Source organism: Streptomyces sp. MGP-P1 (assembly GCF_057766565.1).
Genome location: NZ_JBYMEM010000005.1, coordinates 1,289,683 through 1,311,581, shown reverse-complemented (window position 1 = coordinate 1,311,581; position 21,899 = coordinate 1,289,683). Strand labels below are relative to the sequence as shown.

The following is a 21,899-nucleotide window of genomic DNA, read 5'->3' as shown; positions in this document are numbered from 1 at the left end:
CTCCGCCCGCGTGCCGGGCGAGGCGGGCGGGCACGGGCGGGCGGGTACGCGGCCGGTCAGGGGTCGCTGAGCGGGTTCGGGGGACGAATCGGCGGAGAACCATTCCCCGAAAGCAGGGCCTCTAGTACTCGCATTCGAGAAAACGCCCCGGATGAGTGGTTGGCCTGGCTGAGACGCCAGCGCGATTGAGCCATGTGGCAGTCTTGGCCGGTATTCGAGTCCGAGGGTGTATACGGGGGCTTCCGCGATGAGCGGTAACGAGCAGCAGGAAGAGCCGCTCGGCGAGATCGCAGCGGCCGAAAAGGACACGAAAGCGGACGGGCTGTCCGTCGGCCAGGTGCCGGCCCAGGCCGTGCGCGGCTCGTCGGACGAGTCGGTCGAGGGCGGCACCGTACTGCCCGGGCCGTGGCCCGCCGCCGCCGAGGAGGACGCCTCCGGCACGGCCGGCGCCCACGCGGTTCCGCAGCAGCGCGCGGGTCGCGGTGGGGCCCCCGAAGTCGGCCTGTCCGACGCCCGGTTGATCGAGGACATGCGCGGCGGCGACGACCAGGCCTACGAGGAGCTGTTCCGGCGGCATGCGGCCGCCGTCCTGCGCTACGCCCGCAGCTGCTGCCGGGACGCGCACACCGCCGACGACCTGACGGCCGAGGTGTTCGCCCGCACGCTCCAGGCCGTACGGGGCGGAAAAGGGCCGACGGAGGCGGTCCGCGCCTATCTGATGACCGCCGTCCGCCATGTCGCCGCCGCCTGGACGAAGAGCGCGAAGCGTGAGCATCTGGTCGACGACTTCGCGGTGTTCGCCGCCCAGGCCTCCCGTTCCTCCGAGCTCTTTGACGACGACACCCTCGACCTCGGCGCCGACGTCCTCGCGATGCACGAGGCCGAGCAGACGATGGCCATGCAGGCGTTCCGGAGCCTCCCGGAGCGCTGGCAGGCGGTCCTGTGGCACACCACGGTGGAGGAGGAGTCGCCGAGCGAGATCGCCCCGCTGTTCGGCCTCACCGCCAACGCCACCGCCGTCCTGGCGAGCCGAGCCCGCGAAGGGCTCAAGCAGGCCTACCTCCAGGCCCACGTCAGCCGGGCGCTCACCACCGGTGGGGACTGCGCGCAGTACGCCGACCGGCTGGGCGCCCACGCCCGGGGCGGACTGCGGACCCGGGCCGAGCGCGGACTGCGCAAGCACCTCGACACCTGCTCCAAGTGCCGCGTCGTCGCAGGCGAGTTGGACCATGTGAACGCCGGGATTCCGGCGCTGCTGCCCGTCGCGGTCATCGGATGGTTCGCCGCCGGGTACGCGCTCAAGGCCGCGGGCGTCGTGGCCGGCGGCGCGGCCGGGACCGCCGGAGCGGGAGCCGCCGCGGCGGCCACCGGGTCCGGTTCCGCCGGTGGGGCCGCCGGGGGCGCCGCGGCCTCCGAGGGGCTCGGCGCACCCGCCAAGGCGGGGATCGCCGCCGCCGTGGCGGTGGCCGCCGCGGCCGGTCTGGTGTGGGCGCTCGTCGGCGACGAGCGGCCGAAGCCGGAGCCCAAGCCGGTCGCGAAACCGCCGGTCGTGGCACCCGCCGTGCCCACGCCGCCTCCCCCACCGTCCCCGAAGCCGAAGCCGAAGCCTCCGGTCGCCCCCGCGCCACCCGCGCCCGCGCCGCCCGCGCCCCTGCCCCCGGCCCCGACCCCGGGCCCGTCCGAGCCGGCACCGAAGCCGACGCCGCGCCCCACGCCGTCCCCCGAGCCGCCGCCGAAGCCCGCGCCCCCGCCGCCGTCCCGGAAGCCGGCGCCGAAGCCGCCGAAACCCACGCCGCCCCCGCCCGCCCCGGAGGTGTACCAGGTCAGCGAGCTGGCGTACTCCGTGTTCGGCGACCGGAGCGAGCCGGAGGTGGTGCTGGGGCAGAGCAGTTGGATCTGGCAGCGTTCGGACGTGTCCATCGCCTCCACCCGTTACGCGCACGGGGTGACCGTCCACGCCCGCTCCTCGGTGACCATCCGGCTGAACCGGCCCTGCACGCGCTACGAGGCCATGGTCGGCGTGGACGACCTGACCATGGGGCTCGGCGCGGTGCGCTTCTCCGTGTTCGACGGGGACGGGTCCCGGCTGTGGCGCTCCCCGGTGATGGAGGGCGGCGCTCGGGCCGTTCCGGTGAGCGTGAGCATCGCCGGCCAGTCCTCGATCCGCCTCGTGGTGGAGCCGGAGACGCCGTTCGGCGGGGTGGCTCTGGCCGACTGGGCGGAGTCCCGGATCAGCTGCGCCTGAACCGAACGCACGCCCCGGCCGGGCGCTGCGGCGTCGCTTTCCCTGCATCGCTTCCCGGCGTCGTCGCTTTCCCTGCGCCGCTTCCCAGCGTCGTCGCTTTCCCGGCGTCCCTCTCCCGCGTCGCTTTCCGGCCAGGGAAGGGGCCTGTTCCGGTCAGGGCTGGAGCGTGCGCCGGGCGGGGGCCACTCCGCCCGCGACCGCGCGCTGGCGCGGAGCGGCGGTGCCCGTCCAGCAGGTGCCGCGCCGGGTCACCAGACGGCGCAGCCACAGTTCGGTGGAGGCCAGGTCCGCCAGGCCGTCCAGGGGCAGCGGCTCGCCCTCGGAGGCGGCGCGCAGGGCCTTGCGGACCACCCTGGCCTCGACCAGGCCCGCGTCGGCCAGCAGCGGGGCGTCGAAGAGGGCCATCAGCTCCGGCAGCGCGATGCGCAGGCCGGTGCGGGTGACGGCGGTGGAGTTGGCCTGGGAGGGCGTGCCCCAGCCCGGCGGCAGATCGTGGATGCCCGCCCCGCCGAGCACCCGGCGCAGGATCGCGGCCCGTGCGCCGGGCTGGACGCGCAGCGACTCGGGCAGGGCGCGGGCCGCCCGCACGACCTGGTTGTCGAGGAACGGGGCGTGCAGCCGCTGGCTGCGGATCTCCGCGGCCTGTTCCAGGATCCGGTGGTCCGCGGCTCCCCGGGCGAGGGCGGCGCGGGCCCGGGCCTCCCCCGGGCGCTGCACGGAGGCGGGCCGGATCGCCGCCTCCTGGAGCCGAACCGATACTTCGGCCAGCGCCTCCCCGGTCAACCAGCGCGCCGCCGGCCCCGGGCGCGACCAGGCGAGGGCGGCGAGCGAGGCGTCGGCGGGCGTGGCGAGGTCGGGGGCGTGACGGTTGGCGTCGGGGAGAAGTCCGGCGGCGGACTCCAGGCCGGTGCGGTAGGACGTACGGGCCAGGCGGCGGGCGGCGCGGTAGACGGTCAGCGGGACGAACAGGGAGTGTGCCGTGGGGCCTTCGGCCTTGGTGAGGGCGGCGACGGGCCGCAGCAGATGGCGTCTGCGCCGGTCCATCAGGAGGTCGGCGAGACGGGCCGGGTGGGCGTCCAGGACCTGTCGGGCCCCGTGCCCGACGAGGTGGTCGGCGCTGCCCGCGGAGAGCCGGCGGCGGTGACGTTCGGCGAGGACGAGCGAGGGGGCCGGTTCGTCGGTGAGCGCGCCGACCTCCAACGAGGCGTACGGCAGGGCCTCTTCGCCCGCTGCGACGACGACGTGGTGCAGGCGCGGGTTGGCGGCGATGGCGCGGGCCCGCTCCAGCTCGTCCTCGTCGCCGCGGGTGGTGAGGTCGTTGAAGGTGACGGCGAGCAGCCGCTCCCCCGCGCCGGTGCCGTGGCCGAGGAGGGTGCCGGGGAGCCCGGGCAGTCCGGAGGCGAGCAGGGCGAGGGTGGCGGAGGCGCTGCCTCCGGAGAGGTCGGCGCCGATGCCCGCCACGGGTCCGCCCCGGGCCGCGCGCCGGTCGGCGGGGCCCATGCCGGGGACGGGCCCCGGGTCCGGCGGCTGGGATTCCGGCGCGTGGCGCGGGGCCGTGAGCCGGGCGCGTACCGCTTCGACGAGCGCGTCCCGTACGCCCTCCACGGCGTGCACCGGGTCGGCCTGGGGTGCGGCGACGGCGAGCGAGGCGACGGCCTCGTATCCGGTGATCTCCCGCGAGCCCTCCCGCAGGATGAGCGCGTGGCCCGGCGGGACCCGCTTCACGCCCACGTAGGGCGTGCCGTCGCCGAGGGCCTCGGGGGTCTCCGGGCAGGCGAGCAGGGCGGCGAGGTGCCCGATGTCGAGCTGGGCCTCGATGAGGTCGGCGAGCGGCAGGGCGGCGGTGGCGAAGGCGGTGCCGTTGGCCCAGGGGGTGTGGAAGACGGGCCGGGCTCCGGCCAGGTCGCCCGCGACGGTGACGCGGCGGCCGATCTGCACGACGGCGGTGTAACTGCCGGGCCAGGCGGTGAGATGGCGCATCGCGCCGCCGCGTGCGGCGAGCAGCCCGACGCGCAGCTGCTCGTCGGTGGCTCCGCAGCAGCCGAGGACCGCGAGGCGGGCGGTGGGCGCCCCTTCGGGGGTCGCGACGCCGATGACGCGGATCTCGTCGGGCCGCCAGTCGCCGACCGCCCAGAGCGGATCCGGGTCTCCCCACAGGAGTTGGGAGCCCACGGGGTGAACCGTGCGCCCCTCTCCGCCGCTTCCGACGGCGCCGACGGTGCCGAAGCTCGCGGCGATACTGCTCCATCCCACCAACCAACGCATCGCCGCCTCCACAGGCTGTGGACAAACGGCGCACTTGACGAGCGAAACGCCGCTGCGGGACATGCTGCCACGACAATGCCGCAGGAGAGGGTGTACGGGCGGCGCACACCGGAAGAGCATGCGCCCCTGGCAAAGGCCCGGCGCGGTCTTCACCGCGACGACAGCAACGGAATTGCGGGTTCCGGGAGTTGCGGAGGCGGGGCCGTCCGGTCTCCGCGCCGCCCCGGCCCGCCCCCGCGGAGGGGGAGGGGCCGGCGCCGCCCGGAAACAGCGCCGATATCCGGCCATAGTCGGACCGTTGGCCAGACCCTCACCGGACCGTCGCTATTCGGCCATTCTCTCGAAGCGCCACCCTGCGCGCATGTCGTGCCGCGCCCCCCGGCGGACCCTTCCACGCACAGTCCGGGAGGTGGGCCTCACCTCCCGGACCGGTCCACCGCCCGCGGGGAATGGAGCGGCGGTTTCCCCCAGCCCACTGAGTCCAGTGCAGCAGGCCGACCCACGCAGGTCCCAGACAAGCGTTCCGGCGATCGCCGGGCCAGAGCGCACGGCCGGGCGCACGGCCACACGCCGGGAGCACGCCGCACCCCGGCCCGCGCGCCGCCGCCCGGGCGGCCCGGACCGCCCGCACGGACAACAATCCCGCCATCCGGACGTCTGCCCCTTAACGGTAGGGATAGGGAGAACTACGCTGTGTTTACTGGTGTTCTCAGCAGGGGGGCATATTCCTCGGGGCTCGGCCACATGCGTGTGCAGGCGGAGTACGGAGGTTCGAACCTGGGGAGGCACCGGTACGAATGCCGCGCGCCGTCCTCGGTGACGCGGCGGCTGTCTGTGTGTCGAGGGGTGGCGCATGTCCAGGGAGCAACGCGGGCCGAACGAGAAGCTCGGCACGGTTCTCGCCCTCGCGGGAATCAGTAACGCCGGGCTCGCCCGGCGGGTCAACGACCTCGGAGCACAGCGCGGTCTGACACTTCGCTACGACAAGACCTCGGTGGCCCGGTGGGTCGCCAAGGGAATGGTGCCGCAGGGCGCTGCGCCGCATCTCATCGCCGCGGCGATCGGGGCCAAGCTCGGCCGGCCGGTCCCGCTGCACGAGATCGGTCTCGCCGACGCGGACCCGGCCCCGGAGGTCGGCCTGGCCTTCCCCCGGGACGTGGGCGAGGCGGTCCGGTCGGCGACCGAGCTGTACCGGTTGGATCTGGCCGGGCGGCGGGGCGGCGGCGGGATCTGGCAGTCCCTGGCGGGATCGTTCTCCGTGAGCGCCTACGCGACGCCCGCCTCGCGCTGGCTGATAACCCCCGCCGATCCGTCGGTGGCCCGGGACCCGACGGCGGCGCAGGCCGCCGTTCTCGGGGCGCGCGGCGGCGGATCGGGGAGCCCGGGCGGGGCCGGCGCCCGGGGGCCGGGAGCCGCGCCGGACGCCCGGGGCGCACAGATCCTCCACACCGGCGGCTCCGTACCCGGCGCGGCGGGCTCCGTCCCGCTCCAGCCCGGCCCGGAGGCCGTGGCGGACGCCTCACCGCTGCGGGTCGGGCACAGCGATGTGTCGAAGCTGCGCGAGGCGGCGCAGGACGCCCGGCGCTGGGACTCCAAGTACGGCGGGGGCGACTGGCGCTCCTCCATGGTTCCCGAGTGCTTGCGCGTCGACGCCGCACCACTGCTCCTCGGCTCGTACACCGACGAGGTCGGACGGGCCTTGTTCGGCGCGTCCGCCGAGCTGACCCGGCTGGCCGGCTGGATGGCCTTCGACACCGGCCAGCAGGAGGCCGCCCAGCGCTACTACATCCAGGCCCTGCGCCTGGCCCGGGCCGCCGCGGACGTCCCGCTCGGCGGCTATGTCCTCGCCTCGATGTCCCTCCAGGCGACCTACCGGGGCTTCGCCGACGAGGGAGTCGACCTCGCCCAGGCCGCCGTCGAGCGCAACCGCGGTCTCGCCACCGCCCGGACGATGAGCTTCTTCCGGCTGGTGGAGGCCCGTGCCCATGCGAAGGCCGGCGACGCGGCGGCCGCGGGGGCCGCGCTCAAGGGCGCGGAGAGCTGGCTGGAGCGGTCCCGGGCGGGCGACTCCGATCCGCCCTGGCTCGGCTTCTACGGCTACGACCGGTTCGCCGCCGACGCCGCCGAGTGCTACCGCGACCTGAAGGCGCCCCGGCAGGTGCGGCGCTTCACCGAGCAGGCGCTGTCCCGGCCGACCGAGGAGTTCGTCCGCAGCCACGGGCTGCGGCTCGTCGTCTCCGCCGTCGCCGAGCTGGAGTCGGGCAATCTGGACGCGGCCTGCGCGGCGGGCACCCGGGCGGTGGAGGTCGCCGGCCGGATCTCCTCGGCCCGCACCACGGAGTATGTGCGCGATCTGCTCCACCGCCTGGAGCCGTACGGGGACGAGCCCCGGGTCGCCGAGCTGCGGGAACGGGCCCGCCCGCTGCTGGTCACCCCGGGCTGAGCAGGGCCGAGCCGCCGGGCCGGGCGGAGCCGCCGGGCCGGGCCGAGCCGCCGGGCCGGGCCGAGCCGCCGGGCCGGGCCGAGCCGCCGGGCCGGGCCGGCCTGGGTTGAGCTGCGCTGAGCCGGGCGACGGAGGCCGCCCGGCGGGACCCGCTCCCGGGGCCCGCCGGGCGGAGTGTGCGCCACGCCCTGCCCGGCCGGGGTTTGAGCCGGTTGTCAGTGGGTCAGTGCACTATCGGGGTGGGAGGTGGCGTGATGATGACGCACGCGGCGTACGACTGCGATGTGCTGGTGATCGGCGGCGGGATCGTCGGTCTGTCGACCGCGTACGCGCTGCTGCGGTCCGCGCCGGGCACCAGAGTGACGGTCCTGGAGAAGGAGCGCGGCCCCGCCCGCCACCAGACCGGCCGCAACAGCGGTGTTATCCACAGCGGCATCTACTACCGCCCCGGTTCACTCAAGGCCCGGTACGCGCTGCGCGGCTCCGCCGAGCTGGCGGACTTCTGCGCCGAGCACTCCATCGCCCACGCCACCACCGGCAAGCTGATCGTCGCCACCGAGCGCTCCGAGCTGCCCCGGCTGCACGGCCTGGTGCAGCGCGGCCGCGAGCACGGACTGCCCGTGCGGGAGCTGGGCCCCGCCCAGATCGCGGAGTACGAGCCGGAGGTCCGGGGACTCGCGGCGATCCGGGTCGGCACGACGGGCGTCTGCGACTTCCCGGCCGTCGCCCGCCGCTTCGCCGCCGAGGTCACCGCCGCCGGCTCCATCGTGCGGTACGGCGCGGAGGTCACCGCGATAGACCGGCGCCCCTGGGGCGTCGCGGTGCGCACGGCGGACGGCACGGTCGTCCGGGCCAGGGTGCTGGTCAACTGCGCGGGCCTCCACAGCGACCGGGTGGCCGCTCTCGCCGGGGACGACCCTGGGGTGCGGATCGTGCCGTTCCGCGGCGAGTACTACGCGCTGGCCCGCCCCGAACTGGTGCGCGGCCTGGTCTACCCGGTGCCGGACCCGGCGTTCCCCTTCCTCGGCGTCCACCTCACCCGGGGCTTCGACGGCTCCGTCCACGTCGGGCCGAACGCGGTCCCCGCCCTGTCCCGTGAGGGATACACCTGGCCCCGGGTCCGCCCCGCCGAACTGCTGTCCACGCTGAGCTGGCCCGGCACCTGGCACATCGCCCGCAGACACTGGCGGTACGGGGCGGGCGAGGTGCACCGCTCGCTGTCCCGGTCCGCCTTCACCCGGGCCGTCCAGCGGCTGCTGCCCGCCGTCACCGAGGACGACCTGCGCCCGTCGCCCGCCGGGGTCCGCGCCCAGGCGGTGCTGAAGGACGGCACGCTGGTCGACGACTTCCTGATCCGCGAGGCCCCGCACACCGTGCATGTGCTCAACGCCCCGTCGCCCGCCGCGACGGCGTGCCTGCCCATCGGCCGGGAGGTGGCACGGCTCGCCCTGCGCCGGGCTCAGGGATCGGGGTGGAAGCCGCCCGCCGTAGAATCCGGTCATTGTGTCTGAGCAGCCCTTGAACCCCGCCCCCGCCGACGCGCCCGACGACGACGCGCCCGACACGGCGCCCGCCGGCACCGTGCCGACCGACCCCACGCGGGCCGGCTCCACCGCAGCCGGCTCCACCGCGGCCGACGCGCTCGCCGACGCCGCGACCGATGTCACGGCCGACGAAGCCGCCGCGCTGCGGGCCGCCTCCTTCGAGCGCGCGCGTCGGCTGCGCCAGGAGCCCCGCTTCCCCGGCGGTCCCGCCGCCGACCCCGCCGGTTCCCACCACGAGCGCCGGATCCGCAGCTTCCAGCCGCGCCGCAGCCGCGTCACGACCGGCCAGCAGGACGCCCTGGAGCGGCTGTGGCCGAAGTGGGGCCTGGACATCGACGGGCAGCGCGTCCTGGACCTGGCCGACATGTTCGACGGTCTGCCCGTCGTCCTGGAGATCGGCTTCGGCATGGGCGAGGCCACCGCGCAGATGGCGGCCGACGACCCGGGCACCGGCATCCTCGCGGTCGACGTCCACACCCCCGGCCAGGGCAATCTGCTGGGCCTCGCGGACAAGGCCGGCTCGTCCAACGTACGGGTGGCCAACGGCGACGCGGTCATCCTGCTGCGCGAGATGCTGGCCCCCGAGTCGCTCGACGGCCTGCGGGTCTACTTCCCCGACCCCTGGCCCAAGGCCCGGCACCACAAGCGGCGCCTGATCCAGCCCGAGTTCCTGGACCTGGTGGCCCCGGTGCTGAAGCCCGGCGCCATCGTCCACTGCGCCACCGACTGGGAGCCGTACGCCGAGCAGATGCTGGAGGTGCTCACCGCGCACCCCCGCTTCGCGAACACCGCGGCCGACGGCGGATACGCCCCGCGCCCCGCGTTCCGGCCGCTCACCCGCTTCGAGGGACAGGGTCTGGACAAGGGGCACGTCGTCCACGACCTGCTGTTCACCCGCGTCTGACACGACCTGCTGTTCGCCCGCGTCTGGACCTCCTGTTCGCCCGCGTCTGACAGACCGTGTGCGGCCACGTCCTGGCCGGATGCGCCGTCGCCGGGTGTCGGTGCTCCTCGTTAGGGTCGAGAGGTGTCCGACCCCTCCGTGCAGCATCAGCAGGCGCGCCCCGCCGTCCCGGTCCTCCATGAGCAGCGGCTCGACGAGGTCCTGGGCGCCGCGCCGGAGCGCGGCCGAGCGCGCTATCGGCCGCGCCGCGTCGGCATGGTGTGGCGCAGCAAGGTGTTCCGCGCCGGGGCCGTGATCGTGGCGCTCGTGCTGTGCGGTCTGGTGATCCTCGCCCTCGTCCGCGAACAGACCGGCCCGGAGGGGTTCCTGGTCGGTCTCGGTCTGGCGGTGCTGCCGGTCCCGCTGCTGATGGCGGCGTTCCGCTGGCTGGACCGGGTCGAGCCGGGCCCCTGGCGGAATCTGATCTTCTCCTTCGCCTGGGGCGCGTGCGCCGCCGCGCTCGTCGCGATCATCGCCAACTCGTTCGCGACGCGCTGGATAGCCACCGCGACGGCCGATCCGGCGAGCGCCGACACCCTGGGGGCGACGGTGATCGCCCCCGTGGTCGAGGAGAGCGCGAAGGCGGCGGCCGTGCTGCTGATCTTCCTGTTCCGCAGACGGGAGTTCAGCGGGGTGGTGGACGGCGTCGTCGTCGCCGGCTTCACCGCGACGGGTTTCGCGTTCACCGAGAACATCCTCTATCTGGGCAACGCCTTCGGTGAGGACCAGCAGCTGGGCAGCTCCGGGTTCGCCTCGGTGACGGCCGGGACGTTCTTCGTGCGGATCGTGATGTCGCCGTTCGCGCACCCCCTGTTCACGGTCCTCACCGGCCTCGGCTTCGGCTTCGCGGCCGTCAGCGCCCGCCGCCACCGGGTCCGCCGGCTCGCCCTGCCGGTGCTGGGACTGCTCCTGGCGATGGGCCTGCACGCCCTGTGGAACGGTTCGTCGGCCTTCGGCCCGTACGGCTTCTACGCGGTGTACGGGATCGTCATGGTCCCGGCGTTCGGCCTGGTGACCTGGCTGGCGGTCTGGTCGCGCCAGCGGGAGCTGCGGGCCCTCGCGGCCGAGCTGCCCGCCTATGCGGCGGCCGGCTGGCTCACCCCCGCCGAGCCGTCGGCGCTCTCCTCCATGCGGGCCCGGGGCATGGCCCGTGACCTGGCCCGTCACTGGCAGCCGGACCGGACGCGGGGCCGGGCGGCGGCCCGCGCGGTCGCGGAGTACGAGTCGTTCGCGACCTCCCTGGCGGGGCTGCGCCGCCGGGCCCGCCACGGCGCGGTGGGCCCGGACTTCGGCGCGCGGGAGCGGGAGTTGCTGCACCACCTCTGGCAGCGCCGGGAGTTCGCGGCCCCGGCCCTCACCCACGCGGCCCTCCTGACGGCCCGCCCGGGCGCCCACCGCGGCCACCTCACGCCGACGCCGTACGGAAGCGGAAACGGGTACGGGTACGGGTACAGCCCCGGGCAGACGCCTGGATACGGGCAGGCGCACGGGCACACACCGGGATACGGCCCCGCCGCCTACCCGCCGCCCCAGCCGTACGGCAGCGCACCACCCAGCCACCGCCGCCCGCCGACGTAGCCGGAGCCGCAGTCACCACCACGGCTTCGGCCTCCGCGAACGGCGGCCTCCGGGGCGTCCGGCGGTGGCCTCCGGCTCCGTCCGGCTCCGTCAGGCCGACGCCTCGGTGAGCAGGGCGAGTTCGCCGTCGGTCAGCCGCAGGTCGGCGACCGCGACGAGGGCGGGGAGCTGCTCGACCGTACGGGCGGAGGCGATCGGGGCGGCGACGGTCGGCTGTGCGGCGAGCCAGGCGAGGGCGACCGTGGCGATCTCGGCCTCCCGTTCCCCGGCGACCCGGTCGAGGGCGGCCAGCACCCTGCGGCCCTGCTCCGACTCCAGGTGGCCGCCCGCCGTCGCGGAGCGGGCGCTCTCCACGGCCGTGCCGGGGCGGTACTTGCCGGTGAGGAAGCCGGAGGCGAGCGCGTAGTACGGGACGGCGGCGAGGCCGGCGCGGGCCGCGGTGTCCTGGAGGTCGCCCTCGTAGGTGTCGCGGGAGACCAGGTTGTAGTGCGGCTGGAGCGCGACGTACCGGGCGAGGCCCTCGCGCTCGGAGAAGTCGAGGGAGGCCCGCAGGCGCTCGGGGCTGATGTTGGAAGCGGCGATGTGCCGCACCTTGCCGTCCTTCACCAGTTGGTCGAGGGCGGTGATGATCTCCTCGACCGGGACGGTCTCGTCGTCGAAGTGCGTGTAGTAGAGGTCGATGTGGTCGGTGCCGAGGCGGCGCAGCGATGCCTCGGCCGCGCCCTTGACGGTGCCGGCGGAGAGGCCCCGGTGGTCGGGGTGGGCGCCGACCTTGGTGGCGACGACGATGTCGGACCGGTTGGAGCGGGAGGCGAGCCACTTGCCGATGACGGTCTCCGACTCACCGCCCTCGTTGCCCTCGACCCAGGCGGAGTACGCGTCGGCGGTGTCGATGAAGTTGCCGCCGGCCGCGACGTACGCGTCCAGGACGGCGAAGGACTGGTCCTCGTCCGCCGTCCAGCCGAAGACGTTGCCGCCGAGGGCGAGGGGGAAGACCTGGAGGTCGGAGGTGCCGAGAGTGCGCTGGGAAGTCATGTGGAGGTTCAACGGGCCGGGGCGGGGACGGTATTCCGTCGCCCGCCGGACCGTACCGTCCCCGGACAGACCGGCAGCCCTGACGTCGGGGGGTGTGCGTCAGGGCTGCCGGGGTTGGGGGGCGGCGACGAAGGGCGTCAGCCGCGGGGCCGGGTGGTCAGACGTTCAGGCCCTTGCTGCTGAGCCAGGCCATCGGGTCCATCGCGGAACCGCCTGCGGTGCGGACCTCCAGGTGGAGGTGGACGCCGGTGACGTTGCCGCTGTCGCCCATGCGGCCGATGGTCTGGCCGGTGGTGACCTTCTGGCCGACGGAGACCTCGATCGAGGACTGGTGGGCGTACCAGACCTCCGTGCCGTCCTCGAGTTCGAGGACCGTGCGGTAGCCGTACGAGCCGGAGTAGCCGGCCGAGGTGATCGTGCCGCTGTGCACGGCCTTGAGCGGTGCGCCGGCCGACCCGGCGAAGTCGAGACCGGTGTGCTGGCCCGAGGACCAGAGCGCGCCGGACTGACCGTAGGTCGAGGTGATCGTGTACGAGAAGGTGGGGAGGGAGAAGCTGGCGGCGAGCTTCGCGAGCCGCTCGGCCTCCTTCTTCTTCTCCGCCGCTTCCTTCGCCGCCTTCTTCTTCGCGGCGGCCTCGGCCTCGGCCTCGTCCTGCTGCTTCTTGGCCTCGGCGGCGGCGCTCTCGGCCGCTGCCTTCTCGGCGGCTGCCCTGGCCTCGGCGTCGGCGCTGGCCTGCTGCTGTTCGGCCTGCTGGAGGATCCGGGCGCGCAGCGCCTCGCCCGCGTCGGTGCCCTGCTCGGCCTCGGCGGTGGTGAGGCCGGCGGTGGTGAGCGGCGCGGAGGCGGCGACCGGGGCGGGCGCCGCCTCGTCGGACATCAAAGACCCGACGCCGGGAAGGGACTTGGCGTCGGGGAGGTTGTCCACGATGGAATCGGGAAGAGAGATGGAGACCGGCGCCTTGTCCTGCGCGGTGGCCATGCCGCCGGCACCGACAGCCGCTATGACGCCGACCCCGAGGACGGTGGAGCTACGGGCGAGACCACGCTGCTTGGCCACGCGGTGCTTGCCGCGCACGGGACGGATGGACTCCGCGGTGGGGTTCCATTCCTCCCAGGTGCGCTCCTCGCCACCGAAGGTGTCGGCACTGAAGGGTGACGGGGCCTCAGGGGCAGGCTTGTTGGACGCCACGTGGGCGCACTCCTTTCCTTCCTTCTCGCCTACCGGGTTAGCTGACGGGTTCGGAGCAGGAAGGTCTCCTACGGGCCCCTCCGTCTCTCACGAGACGCAGGCGTCCGATTCACCCCATGTAGGTGGTTCCCCGGTTCCCTTGCGGAATTCGGCGCTCGCGCGCGGCGCCGTCTCTGACGACGGCTGTGACGACCGCGCTGCGTTATCGAACGTTAATAGACGGACGGGCCCTATTCCAAGCTGTTCCTGTTGATCATTAACGAACAGGGCAGGGATGTACGGGTGGCAACCGGGCGCAATCGGGCGACTTGACCACCGCTCAGCCACATCACTTTTTCTGACGGTGTGTCAAATGTTATGCGGAGCGGTGTCTTTCGATTACGCACCGTGTCAACGCCCGGCGGCTTCGTCCAGCTTCATCGCCCAGCGTCATCGCCCGGCGTCATCGCCCCGGCCCACGATCTTCACCGTCGTCCGGCGCACGGGCTGCCCCTCCGCCGGCCGGCCGACCGCGATGAGCGCCATGTCGTCCGTGGTCCGCCCGCCGGTGTGCAGCCGTACGTCGTCCGTCAGCGCCGACAACAGCTCCTCCGGGCCGGGGAAGATCCGGCCGCGCAGCCGGGCCGCCGGATCGTAGAAGACCCCGTTCGGGTCCCGCGCCTCGGACAGGCCGTCCGTGAAGGCGAGGAGCGTCGCCCCGGCGGGCATCGCCCACTCGTCGGACCGGTCCGGCCACACCCCCAGGTCCATCCCCAGCGGCATGGCGGGCACCGAGGGCGCCAGCACCTCCAGGGCGCCGTCGGCGTGCAGCAGGATCGGCTCGGGGTGACCGCGGTTGACGATGCGCAACGAGGCCGCACCGGGCGGGATCTCGGCGAGCACGGCGGTGATGAACCCCTCCATCGCGTCCAGCCCGTACCGCCGGGTCCCCTCCCGGGCCAGCGCCCGCTCCAGCCGCTGCGCGACACCCTCCAGCGAACGCTCCTGCTCGGCCGCCTCGCGGAACGCCCCGATGATCACCGCCACCGCCTCGACGGCGTCCAGCCCCTTGCCGCGTACGTCGCCGACGACCACACGCACGCCGTACGGGGTGTCCGCGACGGCGAACAGGTCGCCGCCCACGAACTCGTCCGCCTGCGCCGCCTCGTACCGCGCGGCCACCTGGAGTCCGCCGATCCGCTCGGCCGGGGTCGGCAGCACGGCCCGCATGGCGGTCTCCGCGATGACCCGGGCCGACGCCAGCTGCTCGTTGCCGCGCCGCACGACGCCGTTGATGACCAGGGCCAGCACCGAGGCCGTGAGCACGGTGAGCATCTCGATGACCGGGACCACCTGGGTGGTCGTCCCGTCGGAGAGCCGCATCGCGATGACGGAGAGGACCGCGGCGATCCCCGTACGGACGGTCCGCGACTTCGAGAAGAACGGCGCGGCGACCAGCGGGGCCGCGACGAACAGGGGGACCGCCGTGAAGTTGGGCGGAGCCAGCGAGTCGAACACCAGCCCGCCGAGGATCAACAGAGCGGGCAGCAGCCGGACGACCCGCCCGGTGCGCCGCCCGTCGGACGTCAGCTGGCCCTCCCGGGACCCGAACACCACCCGGCCCACGGCGTCGAAACTCCCCGCCGTGGCACTACGCCGTTCGTCGGCCATCCCCACCTGTGCACTCCTGCCCGGTCCACCCACGGCTGCGGACGGTACCGCGCCCCGCCCAGGCTTCCCGGAGCCGCGCCGAGCGGCTACTGCGCATCGGCCGAATAGGGGGAAGGCGGGCGGAGGTCCGGCCTTCCGTGGTCAGTCGGAGAGCCGGTGTTCCGCGTATACCGTCAGTGCGTCCCGTACGAAGGCGGCGGTGCCGTCCCCGTAGCGATCGTAGTTCTTTCCGAAGCGGGGGTCGGCGACATACATCTCGCCGAGCCCGATCACGTACGAACGGCTGGGCGCCCTGGCCGAGGACAGCCAGGCGCAGTGCCGCCGCGCGAGGTCCTGCGCCTCGGCCCCGTCGGCGGCGAGCCCCGCCTCCCCGGCCCGCCCCCAGGCGCGCGCGATGGCCTCGTGCTCGTCCTGGAACGCCTTCTTCCGCTCGTCCCCGAGCGAACGCCACCAGCGGTCGCCCTCCTCGTACGCGTCCCGGCCCCAGCGCTCGGTGACCTCCTGCTCGTGGGCGGTGTGGTCGAAGCCGTCGAACACTTCATCGGCCATGAGTTCCATCCCCTCCTGCGTCTTGTGGAGAGTGGTCCGCACCGAAGCGATCTGCCGCCCGATGCGCGCCTGCTCCTGTTCGAGCAGCCGCAGATGCGCCCGCAGCGCCACCGCCGTGTCCCGCTGCCCCACGAGCACGTCCTTGATGGCGGGCAGAGAAAGACCGAGCTCCCGGAGCAGCAGGACGCGCTGCAGCCGGACGAGGGCGTCCTGGTCGTAGTAGCGGTAGCCGTTGCTCCCGATCCGGCTCGGCGTGAGGAGACCGAGATCTCCGTAGTGCCGGAGCGTGCGGCTCGTGGTGCCGGCCTGTCGGGCGATTTCCTGAATGGACCACTCCATGCCGGAAACGCTAGATCTTTACGCTGCGTCAAGGTCAAGCCGCACCATCACGGCGCCAGGAAACGACTCGGGCCCGGCACGCTGTGCGTGCCGGGCCCGGGCCTTCAGTAGCGGGGACAGGATTTGAACCTGCGACCTCTGGGTTATGAGCCCAGCGAGCTACCGAGCTGCTCCACCCCGCGTCGGTAAACACAACTCTACGGCATTCCCGGCGCGCCCTCGACCAATTACGGCGGAGCTCCGCCGGGCCGGGGTCCGGGGCTCCACCCTCGGGGATCCTCCATGGCTTTTGCCCTGTTCCGCATGGGATCTTTGCGTAAGCCCGCACCCGATCGGGTGGCTGGGGCAGGCGGAGCGGCGGGAGTGCTCTCGCCATCGGAGAAAAGGGTGACGTGGTGCAGGACGGGACGGCCGGGACGGAACGGACGGGACGGACGGGGTACGGGACGGCCGGGACGAACGCGATACGGGACGGCCGGCCGGGGCGAAGGCTGGCATGGCCGTGGTTCCTGGTGATCGTCGCCGTGTACGCGGGCATCATCCAGGGCCTCGGATTCCTGACCGGCGTGGACACCAGCTCCTCCGACAGCGCCTTCCCCACCACGGAATCCCTCGTGCGCAACGCGCTGATCCCGATCGGGGCGTCGATCGTGTTCGCCGCCGCCGTCGTGACCTGGCTCGGCTGGTGGGGCGAGGTGCTGCGCTACCGCGCACCCGTTCGCCGCTGGGTGCGCTGGGTACCGGTCTCCATGCTGGCCGTCGCCCTGCTCGGCCTGAACTACGGTCACCTCGGCGACCAGAGCGCCTCCCTGGTGGTTTCCCTGCTCCTGCTGGGCCTGTTCGTCGGCGTGGGCGAGGAGCTCATGTTCCGGGGCATCGGCGTGCAGGTCTTCCGCCGGGCCGGGCTCACCGAGGGCAAGGTCGCCCTCTTCTCCTCGCTCGTCTTCGGCCTCGTCCACCTCAGCAACGCCTTCGGGGCGGGGGCGCAGGCCATCCTCCAGGCCCTCATCGTCTCCACGTCGGGCTACTTCTTCTACCTGTGCCTCAGGGCCGGCGGCGTCATCCTGCTGCCGATGCTCGTCCACGGGCTGTGGGACACCAGTCTCTTCTCCAACCTCGTCGGCGAGGAGCCCCAAGCCTCCCTGGGCATGGCCCTGATCATTGTCCTCCAGGTGGTCCTGATCGTCGTGCTGCTCGTCAGGCGTCGCTCCATCGAGCCCGAGGCGGCGGCCCCCGCCTGACCGCCCCCGCGGCGGGCGGAGACGGCAGATGTTTGTCGTGCTCGGGCCAATCCGACCCGGGTCACGGCTCCGAATAGACGACATCAGCGACCGAACGTCGTTCCGGCCCGCGCCGGAACTTCCGGAAGGGGATGCGTCTTCGTGATAGCCCGCCGTACAACTCGCCTCGCCGCACTGCTCGTCCTGCCCGCAGCACTCACCCTCGGGGTGGCCGGGCCCGCCCTGGCTCACGAGGGGCACCCCGACGGCACCACGAAGGCGGCCGAGGGTGACACGTACCAGATCGACCTGGAGCAGCTGAACGACTCCGGCGCCAGTGGCGCCGCCCTGGTCAGCCTGGAGGGCGACCAGCTGACCGTGAAGATCGACGCACAGGGGCTGGTCCCCGGTCAGCCGCACGCCCAGCACATCCACGGCTCCACCGACGGCCACGACTTCCGCTGCCCGGACAAGAGCGCGGACAAGGACGGCGACGGCATCGTCACCACCGCCGAGGGCCTGCCGATGTACGGGGACATCAACATCTCGCTGACGACGAAGGGCGATACGTCCAAGAAGAGCGGCCTCGCGGTCGACCGGATGCCCGTCGCGGACAAGGACGGCAAGCTGACCTACTTTCGCACGATCACCGTCCCGCAGGACGTGGCGGACCACCTCAAGGACCTGCACGTCGTGCAGCACGGCATCGACCGCAACGACGACGGGACGTACGACTTCGGAGCGGGCAAGAGCGAGCTCGACCCGAAGCTCCCCCAGGAGGCCACCGCTCCTGCCAACTGCGGCATGGTCAAGGGCGCGGCCGTCGGCTCCATGCCGGCCGGCGGCGTCGAGACCGGTGGCGGCGGCACGGAGGGCGTCCAGTCGCCGGGGCTCCTGGCTGCGGGCGGCGCCGCCGTGCTCGCGGCCGGCGGACTGTTCGCCGTACGCCGCCGGACCCGTACGGCCGACGTCCGGCACGACGCCTGACCCGTCCGGCCCGGCCGACGCCCGGCACGACACCTGACCGGTCAGGCCCGGACGACACCCGGCACGACACCTGACCGGTCCGGCCCGGACGACACGCGGCGCCGCGTCCGCCCGCCGCCCCACCCCGCCCCGACCGGGCTCCGCAGCGCCAGCGACCAGGAAGAGGTGACCCCGATGAACGCGACGGACCTGGGCGACGGGCCCGCACCACCCCCAGGACAGCGGCGGACCTTCGTGCTCACCGCCGCCGTCGCGGCCCTGCTCCTGATCGGCGGGCTGCTGCTGGCCCTGGGAACCGGCCGCCAGCAGTCCGCCCCTCCCCCGGCGGCGGACAAGGGAAGCTCCGGGACCCCGGCCGGCCGGACGTCCCCGCCCCACGCGGGGACGTCCGCGCCACCGGAGAAGGGCATCGGGAGCGCAAACCGGAACGGACGGCCCGTAGCCGCCCTGCCCTCCTCGCGGCCCGTCGGGATCACGATCCCCTCCCTGAAGGTCGACTCCACGCTGGAGGACCTGGGACTCGGTGAGCACCGGGCGATGGACACCCCGCGCGACCCGGACAAGGCCGGCTGGTACACGCCCGGCCCGACGCCCGGGGCCATGGGTCCGGCGGTGATCGCGGGCCATGTGACCTGGGACGGCGCACCGGCGGTCTTCTTCGAGCTCGCCACGCTCGACCCCGGCGACCGCATCGCCGTCCGTCGCGCGGACGGCCGCACGGCCGAGTTCACCGTCGACCGGACCGCCGTGTATCCCAAGGACGCGTTCCCGACGGTGGAGGTCTACCGCAACCTCGACCACGCCGGGCTCCGTCTGATCACCTGCGGCGGCGACTACTCCGAGGCGGACAGCCGCTACGCCGACAACGTCGTCGTCTACGCCACCCTCACCGGCAGCCGCGCTTGAGACACTCGGGCCGGGAGGTACGCGAGAGCCCGTGCACAGCGAAGCGCCCCCGGCCTGCTGCGGCAGGCCGGGGGCGTTCGCGTCGGGCGGAGGGTCTCCTCGCCCTGTGACCGGTAGGCCGTGTGGGACTCGAACCCACAACCAACGGATTAAAAGTCCGCTGCTCTGACCAATTGAGCTAACGGCCCCTGGGAGATCACTCCACGAGCATAGCCGCCCCCGGCCCGGCGGCCGAGGCGGTATCCCATTCGCGTCCTGGCACGGCGTCGCCGGACGCCGGGGCCCGGCACGCCCTAGAACAGCGAGAGGTAGCCCTGCCAGCCGGGACTGAGCTTCTCGCGGGGGGCGAACAGGCCGTCGCCCCTGCCCTCGTACCGCCACAGCACCCCGGAGGAGTCGCGCGTCAGGACGTCCTCGAGGCCGTCGCCCGTCAGGTCCCCGGCGCCGACGACCGTGAGGCCCTTCCAGCCCGTTCCGATCAGGACACCCGCCTTGAGCTTGCCCGCCCGGGCCTCAGGACAGCAACAGGGCCCGTACGTCACCGAGTCGGTTCGGTGGCGTACGGGCCCTGCCGGTCTGTCAGGCGGACCTGCTCGGCCGGTTGTCGGCCGGGCGGGGGTCAGCCGTTGCGCTTCCAGCGCGGCTTGTCGTCGCGGCGGCCGAAGGAACCGGTGTTGGTGCCGGTGTTGGCGCCGCGGTGGTCGTCACGACGGCCGGTGGGGCGGTCGCTGCCGCCGCCGGAGCGGAAGCCGCCCGAGGGGCGGTCGTCACGACGGTCACGGTTGAACGGGCGGTCGCTGCCGCCGGGGCGGAAGCCACCGGAGGGGCGCTCGTCACGACGGTCACGGTTGAACGCCGGACGGTCGTTGTCCCGACGCTCGAACGAACGGCCACCACGGTCGTCCCGACGGTCGCTGCTGCCACCGGAACGGAAACCACCCGACGGGCGCTCGTCACGACGGTCACGGTTGAACGCCGGACGGTCGTTGTCCCGACGCTCGAACGAACGGCCACCACGGTCATCGCGACGGTCGCTGCTGCCACCGGAACGGAAACCACCCGACGGGCGCTCGTCACGACGGTCACGGTTGAACGCCGGACGGTCGTTGTCCCGACGCTCGAACGAACGGCCACCACGGTCATCGCGACGGTCGCTGCTGCCACCGGAACGGAAACCACCCGACGGGCGCTCGTCACGACGGTCGTTGCCGCCGCGGTAGCCGCCACGGTCGCCACCGCGGTTGTCGCGGCGCTCGTAGTTGCCCCGCTCGTCGCGGGCGGCTGGCTGCTCCGGCACGGAGACGGCTGCCTCGAGGGCGGCCTCGGCCTCGGCGGCGGCCTCGGCCACCGCGGCCTCGGGGTCGTCGCCCCGCTCGCGCGCGGCGCGGGCGACCAGGCGGTCGGCCTCCTCGCGCAGCTCGACGGCGCGGCGCTGGACGCGCTCCAGCTGCTTCGTCAGGTCGGCGGCCTCGCGCTCGGCCTGCTTGGCGGCGTTGTTCGCGGAGTCGGCCTGGACCTCGGTGAGCGAGCGGGCGCCGGTGATCTCGGCGACCTCGGGCTCGAAGACGCCCGCGCCCTGGACGATGTGGCGCGAGGCGTCGACGCCCGCGTCCTCCATCAGGCGGAAGATCTGGCGGCGCTGGTGCGGAAGCGCCAGCGAGACGACGACACCGGACTTGCCGGCGCGGGCGGTGCGGCCCGAGCGGTGCAGGTAGTCCTTGTGGTCACCGGCCGGGTCCACGTTCAGGACCAGGTCGATGCCGTCGACGTGGATACCGCGGGCGGCGACGTCGGTCGCGACGAGCGCGTTGACGTAACCCTTCTTGAAGTCCTCCAGGACCCGCGTACGGGCGCCCTGGGTCATGCCGCCGTGCAGCGCGTCGGCCTTCACGCCGGACTCGATGAGCTGCTCGGCGATGCGGTCGGCGCCCAGCTGGGTGCGGACGAAGATGATCGTGCGGCCCTTGCGGGCGGCGATGGCGGCCGTGACCGGCGCCTTGTCCTTCGGCTTCACGACGAGGACGTGGTGCGACATGGTCGTGACGTTGCCCTGGGCGCTGTCGACCTCGTGCGTCACCGGGTTGGAGAGGTAGCGCTTGACCAGCGTGCCGATCTCGTTCTCCATGGTGGCGGAGAAGAGCATCCGCTGACCCCCACCGGGGATCTGGTCGAGCAGCTCGGTGACCTCGGGCAGGAAGCCCAGGTCGGACATCTGGTCGGCCTCGTCGAGGACGGCGACCTGGACGTTCGCCAGGGAGCAGGCGCCGCGGTTGATGATGTCGCGCAGCCGGCCCGGGGTGGCGACGAGGACATCGACACCGCGCTCCAGCGCGTAGATCTGGTTGCCCATCGACGTACCGCCGCAGACGACCTTCATCTTGAGGCCGAGCACGTCGCCGTACGGCTGCAGCGCGTCCGCGACCTGCATCGCGAGCTCACGGGTCGGGGTGAGGATGATGCCGCGCGGCTTCTTCTTCTCGGTGGTGCCACCGGAGAGCGAGGCCAGCAGCGGCAGACCGAAGGAGAGCGTCTTGCCGGAGCCCGTACGGCCGCGGCCGAGGATGTCCTTGCCGGCCAGGGCGTCCGGGATGGTCGCCGCCTGGATCGGGAAGGGGGCGGTCACACCGTTCTGCGCGAGCTTGCGGACGATGCCCTCGGGCAGACCCAGGTCGCCGAAGGTGATGGTCGGCTCGGCGTCGGCCTCGTCGGCGATCTCCTCGGCGGAGTCCGCGATCTCGGCCGCGGGAGCGGCGATCTCCTCGGCGGGGGCGTCGGCCTGCGTGTCGGCGGTCACGTCGGTGATGAAGTCCGCGACGGACTTCTCGGCGACGACGGTCTTCTCGGCGGCCGGGGCGGTCGCGCCGGCGGGGGCCTCGGTCACAGCGGCCTCGACGAGCTCGATGAGCTCGGCGTTGTCGACGTTCTCGGGCATGACGGTGCGGTCAGAACTGGAAATTGACATGCGAAATGCGAAACCTTCCGGAGTCTCGGCACGCGCCCATAACT

The 21,899-nt window shown here is 73.5% G+C and carries 15 protein-coding genes, 2 tRNA genes and 1 riboswitch; of the genes, 8 read left to right on the top strand and 9 right to left on the bottom strand.

Translation table 11 applies throughout. The features are described from left to right. The first annotated feature begins 247 nt into the window (after positions 1-247). Positions 248-2,245 carry a sigma-70 family RNA polymerase sigma factor gene (locus AC3CH1_RS15390; RefSeq protein ID WP_488463404.1) on the top strand — a complete coding sequence of 666 codons (1,998 nt, stop codon included), beginning with the start codon at positions 248-250 and terminating at the stop codon, positions 2,243-2,245. Positions 2,246-2,398: 153 nt separating this feature from the next. Here the strand turns inward: AC3CH1_RS15390 and AC3CH1_RS15385 are convergent, their stop codons facing one another. Further along, entirely contained in the window at positions 2,399-4,510 is a 2,112-nt protein-coding gene (locus AC3CH1_RS15385) for an asparagine synthase-related protein (RefSeq protein WP_488463403.1), read from the bottom strand. 853 nt (positions 4,511-5,363) lie between these two features. On the opposite strand from AC3CH1_RS15385, the gene AC3CH1_RS15380 reads away from it, so the two are divergent. The 4 genes from AC3CH1_RS15380 to AC3CH1_RS15365 all read left to right on the top strand — a co-directional run bounded on the left by AC3CH1_RS15380 (position 5,364) and on the right by AC3CH1_RS15365 (position 11,018). After that, the gene (locus AC3CH1_RS15380) at positions 5,364-6,953 is read left to right on the top strand and encodes an NsdA family TPR-like regulatory protein (protein WP_488463402.1); all 1,590 of its coding nucleotides are present in this window, start codon (positions 5,364-5,366) and stop codon (positions 6,951-6,953) included. 254 nt (positions 6,954-7,207) lie between these two features. After that, a complete protein-coding gene (gene lhgO, locus AC3CH1_RS15375) occupies positions 7,208-8,464 on the top strand; it encodes an L-2-hydroxyglutarate oxidase (protein ID WP_488463401.1) in 1,257 nt (418 codons plus the stop codon). Next, positions 8,457-9,401, top strand: a complete 945-nt coding sequence (gene trmB, locus AC3CH1_RS15370; protein ID WP_488463400.1) for a tRNA (guanosine(46)-N7)-methyltransferase TrmB — start codon at positions 8,457-8,459, stop codon at positions 9,399-9,401. Before lhgO ends, trmB begins: the two co-directional genes overlap by 8 nt. A gap of 123 nt (positions 9,402-9,524) precedes the next feature. After that, positions 9,525-11,018, top strand: coding sequence for a PrsW family intramembrane metalloprotease (locus tag AC3CH1_RS15365; protein WP_488463399.1), 1,494 nt, complete (start codon positions 9,525-9,527; stop codon positions 11,016-11,018). Between the two features lie 90 nt (positions 11,019-11,108). Here AC3CH1_RS15365 and AC3CH1_RS15360 read toward each other — a convergent pair whose 3' ends face one another. The 5 genes from AC3CH1_RS15360 to AC3CH1_RS15340 form a co-directional block, all read right to left on the bottom strand. Beyond that, positions 11,109-12,053 (bottom strand): aldo/keto reductase, encoded by a 945-nt coding sequence (locus tag AC3CH1_RS15360; protein WP_488463398.1) that lies wholly within the window; start codon positions 12,051-12,053, stop codon positions 11,109-11,111. Positions 12,054-12,210: 157 nt separating this feature from the next. After that, entirely contained in the window at positions 12,211-13,242 is a 1,032-nt protein-coding gene (locus AC3CH1_RS15355; protein ID WP_488463397.1) for a M23 family metallopeptidase, read from the bottom strand. Positions 13,243-13,253: 11 nt separating this feature from the next. Then, positions 13,254-13,406, bottom strand: a riboswitch (cyclic di-AMP (ydaO/yuaA leader). Positions 13,407-13,671: 265 nt separating this feature from the next. Beyond that, on the bottom strand, positions 13,672-14,892 hold the full coding sequence (locus AC3CH1_RS15350) for a PP2C family protein-serine/threonine phosphatase (protein WP_488463513.1): 1,221 nt from the start codon (positions 14,890-14,892) through the stop codon (positions 13,672-13,674). Between the two features lie 141 nt (positions 14,893-15,033). Then, entirely contained in the window at positions 15,034-15,780 is a 747-nt protein-coding gene (locus AC3CH1_RS15345) for a MerR family transcriptional regulator (protein WP_488463396.1), read from the bottom strand. A 108-nt stretch (positions 15,781-15,888) separates the two neighbouring features. Beyond that, positions 15,889-15,962: transfer RNA gene (locus AC3CH1_RS15340), tRNA-Met, on the bottom strand. Positions 15,963-16,175: 213 nt separating this feature from the next. Between AC3CH1_RS15340 and AC3CH1_RS15335 the strand changes: the two genes are divergently transcribed. The 3 genes from AC3CH1_RS15335 to AC3CH1_RS15325 all read left to right on the top strand — a co-directional run bounded on the left by AC3CH1_RS15335 (position 16,176) and on the right by AC3CH1_RS15325 (position 18,893). Further along, positions 16,176-17,021 carry a CPBP family intramembrane glutamic endopeptidase gene (locus AC3CH1_RS15335; RefSeq protein ID WP_488463395.1) on the top strand — a complete coding sequence of 282 codons (846 nt, stop codon included), beginning with the start codon at positions 16,176-16,178 and terminating at the stop codon, positions 17,019-17,021. Positions 17,022-17,162: 141 nt separating this feature from the next. Beyond that, positions 17,163-17,987 carry a GVDTG sorting domain-containing protein gene (locus AC3CH1_RS15330; protein WP_488463394.1) on the top strand — a complete coding sequence of 275 codons (825 nt, stop codon included), beginning with the start codon at positions 17,163-17,165 and terminating at the stop codon, positions 17,985-17,987. A gap of 174 nt (positions 17,988-18,161) precedes the next feature. Beyond that, positions 18,162-18,893 carry a class F sortase gene (locus AC3CH1_RS15325; protein WP_488463393.1) on the top strand — a complete coding sequence of 244 codons (732 nt, stop codon included), beginning with the start codon at positions 18,162-18,164 and terminating at the stop codon, positions 18,891-18,893. A 114-nt stretch (positions 18,894-19,007) separates the two neighbouring features. Here AC3CH1_RS15325 and AC3CH1_RS15320 read toward each other — a convergent pair. The 3 genes from AC3CH1_RS15320 to AC3CH1_RS15310 all read right to left on the bottom strand — a co-directional run bounded on the left by AC3CH1_RS15320 (position 19,008) and on the right by AC3CH1_RS15310 (position 21,825). After that, positions 19,008-19,081: transfer RNA gene (locus AC3CH1_RS15320), tRNA-Lys, on the bottom strand. Positions 19,082-19,186: 105 nt separating this feature from the next. Continuing rightward, positions 19,187-19,435: an FG-GAP repeat domain-containing protein gene (locus tag AC3CH1_RS15315; protein ID WP_488463392.1), complete on the bottom strand. Its 249-nt coding sequence runs from the start codon at positions 19,433-19,435 to the stop codon at positions 19,187-19,189. 77 nt (positions 19,436-19,512) lie between these two features. After that, positions 19,513-21,825 (bottom strand): DEAD/DEAH box helicase, encoded by a 2,313-nt coding sequence (locus AC3CH1_RS15310; protein ID WP_488463391.1) that lies wholly within the window; start codon positions 21,823-21,825, stop codon positions 19,513-19,515. Between the last annotated feature and the right edge of the window lie 74 nt (positions 21,826-21,899).